General features: G+C 46.3%; 1 protein-coding gene. It reads right to left on the reverse strand.

What is annotated here, in order from left to right:
- The coding region (gene miaB / locus A3762_RS02545) for a tRNA (N6-isopentenyl adenosine(37)-C2)-methylthiotransferase MiaB (protein ID WP_068753966.1) at positions 1–1,068 on the reverse strand (1,068 nt) is incomplete at both ends.

Below are 1,068 nucleotides of genomic sequence, written 5' to 3' on the forward strand. Positions count from 1 at the left end.
CAGGCGTTGTTTCTTCACTTCTTCTGATGTTTCGTCTGCTAGATCCGCAGCAGGTGTTCCAGGTCGAGCGCTGTAGATAAAGCTGAAAGATGTATCGAAGCCAATGTCGTTGATAAGCTTCATTGTATCTTCAAAGTCTTTTTCCGTTTCGCCCGGGAAGCCAATAATAAAGTCAGACGAAATGCTGATATCTGGACGATGCTTGCGTAAACGACGAATTTTAGATTTGTACTCTAACGCCATATGGCCGCGTTTCATTGCGGCCAAAATGCGATCGCTACCGCTTTGTACAGGAAGGTGCAGATGGCTTACGAGTTCCGGGACTGTTGCGTAAACATCAATCAATGCATCACTAAACTCAACAGGATGTGACGTGGTGTAACGAATACGATCGATCCCTTCAATGCCAGAGATAATGGTGATCAGCTCGGCAAGGTCCATGATGTCATCATCATGCGTGTTACCTTGATAGGCATTAACATTCTGACCCAGGAGGTTGATTTCACGTACGCCTTGTTCCGCAAGGTGGGCTACTTCCGCAATAACGTCGTCAGCTGGGCGACTGACTTCTTCGCCTCGGGTATATGGTACGACGCAAAATGTGCAATATTTACTGCAGCCTTCCATGATTGAAACGAATGCTGATGGTCCATCTACGCCAGGTGCAGGTAGATGATCGAACTTCTCTACTTCTGGGAAGGTGATATCCACAACACCTACATCAGAAGTCTTGGATGCATCAATCATCTCTGGAAGGCGATGAAGTGTTTGTGGACCGAATATTACATCAACATATGGGGCGCGATCTCGGATAGCTTCGCCTTCTTGGCTTGCTACGCAGCCGCCAACGCCGATCGTCAGTTCTGGATTTGTTTCTTTTAACTTCTTCCAACGACCAAGTTGGTGGAAAACCTTTTCTTGTGCTTTTTCACGAATAGAACAAGTGTTCAGCAACAAAATGTCTGCATCGTCAGGAGTGTCTGTCAACTCAACATCTTGATCGTCTTGAAGTAGATCTGCCATGCGCGCTGAATCATATTCGTTCATTTGGCAACCATGGGTTTTGAT

Source organism: Oleiphilus sp. HI0125, from assembly GCF_001635355.1.